The 7,714-nt window shown below is 62.2% G+C and carries 5 protein-coding genes; 3 read left to right on the top strand and 2 right to left on the bottom strand.

All coding sequences use genetic code 11. From position 1 onward, the window contains the following. Positions 1-103: 103 nt before the first annotated feature. Together Q0331_RS10465 and gyrA are read right to left on the bottom strand one after the other, a co-directional pair. A complete protein-coding gene (locus Q0331_RS10465) occupies positions 104-760 on the bottom strand; it encodes a DUF3566 domain-containing protein (RefSeq protein WP_298076284.1) in 657 nt (218 codons plus the stop codon). Between the two features lie 168 nt (positions 761-928). Then, entirely contained in the window at positions 929-3,442 is a 2,514-nt protein-coding gene (gyrA, locus tag Q0331_RS10460; RefSeq protein WP_298076283.1) for a DNA gyrase subunit A, read from the bottom strand. A gap of 283 nt (positions 3,443-3,725) precedes the next feature. Between gyrA and Q0331_RS10455 the strand changes: the two genes are divergently transcribed. The 3 genes from Q0331_RS10455 to Q0331_RS10445 all read left to right on the top strand — a co-directional run. After that, positions 3,726-5,672, top strand: a complete 1,947-nt coding sequence (locus Q0331_RS10455; protein ID WP_298076282.1) for an alkaline phosphatase family protein — start codon at positions 3,726-3,728, stop codon at positions 5,670-5,672. 40 nt (positions 5,673-5,712) lie between these two features. Continuing rightward, complete coding sequence (locus tag Q0331_RS10450) at positions 5,713-6,972, top strand: EfeM/EfeO family lipoprotein (protein ID WP_298076281.1); 1,260 nt, start codon at positions 5,713-5,715, stop codon at positions 6,970-6,972. After that, on the top strand, positions 6,972-7,714 hold a 743-nt coding region (locus tag Q0331_RS10445), incomplete at its 3' end, for a Dyp-type peroxidase (protein ID WP_298076280.1). The genes Q0331_RS10450 and Q0331_RS10445, both read left to right, overlap by 1 nt.

Raw genomic sequence — 7,714 nt, 5'->3', positions numbered from 1 at the left:
CGAACGAGTAGAAACATTACCCACCAATCCAGCCAATCACCAAATCGCCTGGTCAGTTGCGGTTTTTATAGCTGGAAAGTGGGCGTCAAAAAGAACAAAAGAGCTAGCGATCCAGCTGGATGCGCAGACCGCCCAGAATGCTCGACGAGGCGTTGTAGATCAGCGCGGCGACGGGCGCCAGAAGGGTGAAGAGCACGACCTCGAAAAGGCCAATGGCCACAACACCACCGAAGTACATGCCGGCGGACATGCCAGAGGAATCCGTCAGGTCACCAATCAACGAATCCAGACGATCCCACGTGCCCGCAGCGCCGAGGACGATGTAGATCAGCGCCATAGCCACAAACCACACCGCAAACAACGCCAGGTTGAAGATGAGGGCCATCTTCAGGGCACTGATCGGCTCGATGTACGTGATTGTGCGCTGCACGCCGCGCTTAGCCGGGTTGCCGGGCTTGTTGGGCTTGTTGTCGCGCTGGGCGGACTGAGCAGGCTGGGCAGGCTGGGTAGCCGCGTTGGTCTCGGGCGCTTTCTGGTCGGCGTTCACGGTAGCCTTCTGCCCGGTCTCCTCGGCAGCCTTATCACCAGTTTTCGCGGTGGTCTGGTTCTTCGCCGCAGCCTGATCTTGCACCGGCGCCTTGGCCTGCTCCGCCGGAGCGTTCTTAGCGTTCTCCGCCGTTGCCTTCGCGTTTTTGGCATTTTTCGCGTTCTTGGCGTTCTTGGCGTTCTTCGCGTTCGGCGGGGGCGTTTTGTGCGTCATCGCATCTCCGTACTTGTGCGTACTCTTCAGTACTCGTTCGTGCTTGGTTGTGCTTGGTTGTGCTCTTTTGTGCCTTTACGACAGTAGCCTAGCGGTATCGACCGCCAGGCTACTTCGGTTCAAGGCTTACCCTGCAGACCTACCCGGACTGCCCGGGGGTTACCCGGCCTATTCGGATTCCGTCTCCGCCTTCGCGGTGGCCTCGGCAGATTCCTCTGCATCTTCCTCCACGTTGCGATCCACGGCAACCAGCTCGTTGCCCTTTGCCAGGTCCACCAGGCGCACGCCCATGGTCGCGCGGCCGCTGTGGCGGATCTGGCTGACCTCGGTGCGAATCACGCCGCCGTTGGAGGTCATAGCCAGGATTTCGTCATCATCGTTGACCGTCAGCGCACCGATCAGCTTGCCGCGCTTCTTGTCATACTTAAACGCAACCACGCCCAGGCCGCCACGGCCCTTCGTCGGGTATTCCTCCATCGGCGTGCGCTTGCCGTAGCCACCAGAGGTCGCCACGAACAGGGAAGAATCCTCAGCCACGACCGTCAGCGCCAGCAACTGGTCCTCCTCGCGGAAGCGCATGCCCTTCACACCGGCGGTAGCGCGGCCCATCGGGCGCAGCGTCTCATCGTCAGCGGTGAAGCGCATGGCCTGGCCCTCCTCGGAAACCAGCAGCAGGTCATCCTCGGCGGTGCACAGCTGCGCACCAACCAGGCGATCGCCCTCGTTCAAGTTAATGGCAATCAGGCCGCCAGAACGGGCAGTGTCGTAGTCCGTCAGGCGGGACTTCTTCACCCGGCCGTGAGCGGTAGCCAGCACCAGGTACGGGGCATCCTCGTAGGATTGGATCTGGATGACCTGGGCGATCTGCTCGCCCGGCTGGAACTCCAGCAGGTTAGCCACGTGCTGGCCGCGAGCCGTACGGGTGGCCTCCGGCAGCTCGAAGGCGCGCAAGCGGTACACGCGGCCGAAGTTGGTGAAGAACAGGATCGTGTCGTGCGTCGAGCAGACGAAGAAGTGGCGCACCACGTCGTCCTGCTTCAACTCGGCACCGCGCACGCCCTTGCCACCGCGGCGCTGGCTACGGTAGCTATCCACCTTCGTGCGCTTCGCGTAGCCGGTGGAAGTGATGGTCACGACCACGTTCTCGCGGGCAATCAGGTCTTCCTCGGACACGTCGCCGGAAGCGGCGATGATCTGCGTGCGGCGCTCGTCGCCGTATTTATCCACGATCTCGGCCAGCTCGGTGCGGACGATGTCGCGCTGGCGCTGCGGGGATTCCAGGATCGCCTTCAGGTCGGCGATGGTCTCTTCCAGCTCCGCCAACTCGTCAATGATCTTCTGGCGCTCCATCGCGGCCAGGCGGCGTAGCTGCATAGCCAGAATGTGGTCGGCCTGCACCTCGTCGACATCCAGCAGGTCGATCAGGCCGGTGCGGGCCTCGTCCACCGTCGGGGAGCGACGGATAAGGGCGATGACCTCGTCCAGCATGTCCAGAGCCTTCACCAGGCCGCGCAGGATGTGGGCGCGCTTCTCGGCCTCGTCTAGGCGGAACTGGGTGCGGCGCACGATCACGTCGATCTGGTGGTCCACGTAGTGGCGCAGCATCTGGTCCAGGCGCAGGGTACGCGGCACGCCGTCCACGATGGACAGCATGTTGGAGCCGAAGCTGGTCTGCAGCTGGGAGTGCTTGTACAGGTTGTTCAGCACCACGCGCGGCACAGCGTCGCGCTTCAGAGTGATGACGATGCGCATGCCCACGCGGTCGGAGGACTCATCGTCAATCTTGGAGATGCCGGCGATCTTGCCGTCGCGGATCTGCTCCGCGATCGAGGCCACCAGGTTGTCCGGGTTCACCTGGTAGGGCAGCTCGGTGATGATGATGACCTGGCGGTTGCCCTCTTCCTCGATGCTGGTCACGCCACGCATGCGGATGGAGCCACGGCCGGTGCGGTAGGTGTCCTGGATACCCTTGTCGCCGACGATCAGCCCAGCGGTCGGGAAGTCCGGTCCCTTTACCCGCTCCATGCAGGCCTCCAGCGCGTCGGCCTCCTCAGCATCCGGGTTGTCGAGCAGCCAGTAAATGGCTTCCGCCAGCTCGTTCAGGTTGTGCGGCGGGATGTTCGTGGCCATGCCCACGGCAATGCCGCCGGAGCCGTTCATCAGCAGGTTCGGCACGCGGGACGGCAGCACTGTCGGCTCGGTGGTCTTGCCGTCGTAGTTGGGCTGGAACTCGACGGTGTTCTCGCGGATGTCGCGCACCATCTCCATCGCCAGGGGCGTCATGCGGCACTCGGTGTAACGCATGGCGGCCGCGCCGTCGTTACCGCGGGAACCGAAGTTGCCCTGGCCGTCGACTAGCGGATAGCGCATGGACCACGGCTGAGCCAGGCGCACAAGGGTGTCGTAGATCGCGATATCGCCGTGCGGGTGGTAGTTACCCATCGTGTCGGCGACGGGCTTTGCGGACTTCACGTAGCTGCGCTCGGGGCGGTAGCCGTTGTCGAACATCGCGTAGAGGATGCGTCGGTGCACGGGCTTCAGACCGTCACGGACTTCGGGCAGGGCGCGTCCGACGATCACGCTCATGGCGTAATCGATGTAGCTGGACTTCATTTCCTCCTGCAGATCGATCGGTGTGACTCGATCGAAGAGGTTGTCGCTACCGTTGTTGTCGTCGCTCACTGTTTTGAGAAGCCTTTCTGTTTAGCCTTCAGACCTATCCATTCTACCCTCTTGTTGCGGGTTTCCTGCGCTTTGGAGGCTTTGTGACGCCACCTTTCCCGCCCCGTTAGGTGAATTCGAGTTGTTGCACGGGTAAATAACCGCTGAACTCATGCAGATGCGCCCTCTTCGCCGTGCGAGGTCACAGAACCAGGAGTTAGATCAGAAGTGTTCAAACACTGACCCTATTGCAGCCATAGCCAACTAGTGGCTTTGACCGCTATCGCAAGAGGAAGCCCAAACAATGAACTCTCCCAAGCCCTTTACCGCCCTGCGCAAAGTAGCGTCGATGGCCGCCTCCAGCGCCCTGCTGGTCGCCGCAGCCACCGGCGGCATGGGTGTTGCCGCCGCCGACGACGCTCAGGCCAAGCCGAAGACTCCCATCGAGCACGTCGTCGTCATCTACAGCGAGAACATCTCCTTCGACCACTACTTCGCCACCTACCCCAAGGCCGCGAACAAGGACGGCGAGAAGCTGCAGTCTAACGACCAGGATGCGCCGAAGTTTAAGGCAAAGAAGGGCACCCCGAAGGTCAACAACCTGGCTAGCGAGGATCTGCTGGGTAAGAACAACCCCAACTCCGTCAAGCCTTTCCGCCTAGGTTCGGATCAGGCCGTCACCGTGGATCAGAACCACGAGTACTCCGCGCTGCAGGAGGCTTTTAACGGCGGCAAGATGGACAAGTTCCCGGAGACTGTCTCCACCGACGTGGATAAGGAAAACGAGGGTCTATACGCCCGCCCGGGTATGACCATGGGCTACTACGACGGCAACACCGTCACGGGTCTGTGGAACTACGCGCAGCACTACGCCATGAACGACAACAGCTACTCCACCATCTTCGGCCCGTCGACCCCCGGCGCGCTGAACCTGGTGGGCGCTACCGTCGCCGGCGCCACCATCCACGATCCGTCGAACGGCGAGCAGGTGAAGATCACACCGGGTGAGTCTAACGAGTTCGCCGGAGTATCTAAGGACGGCAAGACCGTCACCGTCGTGGGCGACCCGGATCCGCTGTACGATGACTGCTCCAACAGCTCCTCTTCCAAGACCGACGAGGTGGCTGCGCTGCACAACAAGAACATCGGCGACCAGCTGAATGAGAAGGACATCACCTGGGGCTGGTTCCAGGGTGGCTTCCGCCCGACGGAGAAGGCTACGGACGATTCCCGTGCTCGTTGTGGCGCTACCCACAAGACCCTGACCGGCCAGGAGAAGACAGACTACAACCCGCACCACCAGCCGTTCCAATACTTCGCATCCACCGCCAACCCGCACCACCTGGAGCCCAGCAGCCCGGACATGATCGGTAAGTCCGACCAGGCGAACCACCAGTACGACCTGCAGGATTTCGATACCGCCCTGGAGAACAACAACCTGCCGGCCGTGAGCTACCTGAAGGCCTCCAACTACCAGGACGGCCACGCGGGCTACTCCAACCCGCTGGACGAGCAGGCCTTCATGACCCACTACATCAACGAGATCCAGAACTCTGATCAGTGGGATTCCACCGCCATCGTCATCGCCTACGACGATTCCGACGGCTGGTACGACCACCGTGCCCCGAAGGTTCTGAATGGCTCCAACGACACGACCAAGCTGGAGGAAACCGGTAAGCCGATCGATTCCAAGATCTGCACCGACGCTGCCAAGAAGGTCGGCGTGGCCGACGACGCGGACGGCCAGTGTGGCCCGGGCACCCGCCAGCCCATGCTGGTTATTTCCCCGTACTCTAAGGTCAACCACGTGGATAACACCTACACCGAGCAGACCTCGGTGACGAAGTTCATCCAGGACAACTGGGAGCTGGGCCGCCTCAGCGAGCACAGCTTCGATAACCGCGCGGGCAAGCTGGACAACATGTTCGACTTCGACAATGCCAGCGCGGAGAAGCTGTTCCTCAACGAGACCGATGGCACCGTCGCCAAAGACTACGACTCCATCGAGCGGGTGGATGACAGCGACCGCGCGGGCGAGAAGCTGAAGGACGTCGCCGAGGGCATGAACGACCCGAAGGTCACGGAGAAGGACGTGCAGAACGCCGCAGCCTCTAACGGCAAGAACAACGCTGCGGGCGAGTCCAACGACTCCAACCACCTGGGCGCCTGGCTGGGCATGGGCGCGGTGGCCGTAATCGTGTTGGGCTTCCTCACCTGGATCTCCAACCGCAAGGGCGGATCCGAGAGCTAGAACTAATAGGCGCCATTATTAGCCACCATCGGTACCAGCCATGACCTCCCCTGAATCATCGGATCGACCCCGCCCGCGGCGGCAGCCCGCCCGGGTTGTCGCAGCCCTCGCCGTGGCCTCTGTCTCGGCGAGTGCATTGCTGCTATCCGGCTGCTCTAGCGAGAATAGCGACAACGGCACTGGCGGCAACGGCACAAACGCTGCCGATGGTTCCGGCGATACCGACGTTTACGCTGACGCCGACATTCACATCAAGAGCCGACGCGCCTGCCCCTCCCCCGGCGATCTGCGCGGCGACCTCAACCACATCCGAGTGACCAACACCGCGGACGCCTCCACCACGGTTTACGTCGCCGACCAGGAGGGTTTCGCCTACCAAACTCTAGAGCGCGTCGGCAGTTCCGCCACCCGCTCCTGGTCCGTGAAGCTGACCGACGGCACATACCACCTGACCTGCGTCTTCCAGGGTAAAAAGGCGATCTCTAGCGACGAGTTTAAGGTCACCGATTCTTCTCTTCGTGACGCCCCCAGGATGAAACCGATCACGGACAAAGAGGTCACGGACGTATCCATCGCCCACGCGCGTGCACAAAAACCCCAGGTGCGCGAGTGGATTTCCAAGGACGACGCGCTGTTGCGCGCCGTGCGTTCCGGCGACCGCGCAGCCGCCAAAGAAGCCTGGAAGACGGCTTACCTGGCCTACCGCAGGCTAGATGATTCCAACCACGAGTGGCCGGGGCCGGTGGATGACATCGCGGACTTCGGCACCAGTTCGAAGGCCAACGGCAATCAGGCCAAGGATCTTTCGGGCTACCACCGGCTGGAGTGGGGACTGTGGCACGGCGAGTCCATGGGCGATCTGCTCGACCCAGCCGAGAATCTGAACGAAAACGTCCACGAAGTGGCGGACGGCACCGAGCATTTTGCGATCTTCGCACCCAATTACGGCCTGCGAACACACGAGGTCACCGAGGAGGTCGAGCGCTTCGACCTCAAGAGCCATAACGACTTCGGCGCCCACATCACGGGCAGCGCGGTGCGGGCCGCACTCTACTCCACCCGCTCTACCCTCGATCCGCTGCGCGAACTGGTAGAAGACCGCGGGGCGGACCTGCGCGAACTCGACAAGCAGCTGGATCGAACGGACGCGGTAGCCAAGAAGATGGCCGCCAAATACGACGGAAAAAAGCCCTTCACCGCGTGGGAACAGGCCGATCAGCGAGAGCTGGGAGCGGCCATTGGGAAGCTGAACGAGCTGCTTGCCCCGCTGGCGACGATGACTGTGATCAGGAGGATGTAGTGAACTGTCCTTTTCATTCCCGTGCCACCGCAGATGACCACGGCGAGCAGGAGAACCGCCCCGCAGGCGCCCGGGTTTCGAGGCGCACCATGCTCGGCGGAATGCTGGGGCTGGCTGGAGTGGGTGGCGTCACGACCCTTGCAAAAACCGGCGCCACCGCCGAAGAAAACGACGGCAGCGACGAGCTACCCGACTATCCATTTGAGGGCAAACACCAGCAGGGCGTGATTACGCCACCGCAAAAAGAACTAATCATCTGTGGTTTGGACGTGCTGGTTGAAAAGCGCGAGGAGCTAAAGGAGTTGCTGCAGACAATCACCGAACGAGCGCGCGTGCTGACCACCGGGGGTCCGGCCGCTCCTGATGGGATTGCGTATCCGGCAACGGATTCCGGGGAGCTGGGCGAGGACGTGCCGGTGGACGGGCTGACGATCACGCTAGGGGCGGGCGCAACGCTGTTCGACGATCGCTTCGGGTTGAAGGCCAAGAAGCCAAAGCACCTCAAGACCATGAAGGCCTTCTCGGATGATTCGCTAGATCCCGCGCAGTGCCACGGCGACCTGGTGCTACAGATCTGCGCGCACAACCGGGATACGGCGATGCACGCACTGCGCGACATTCTGCGGCACACGCGCGGGGCGATGGCGGTGCGGTGGCGCCAATCCGGTTACCAGAACCCGCCCCGGCCGAGTGGCACACAGCGCAACCACCTGGGATTTAAGGATGGAATCGTTAATCCCAC

Source organism: uncultured Corynebacterium sp. (assembly GCF_937999985.1).
GTDB lineage: Bacteria > Actinomycetota > Actinomycetes > Mycobacteriales > Mycobacteriaceae > Corynebacterium.
This window is presented reverse-complemented; position numbering and strand designations above follow the sequence as displayed.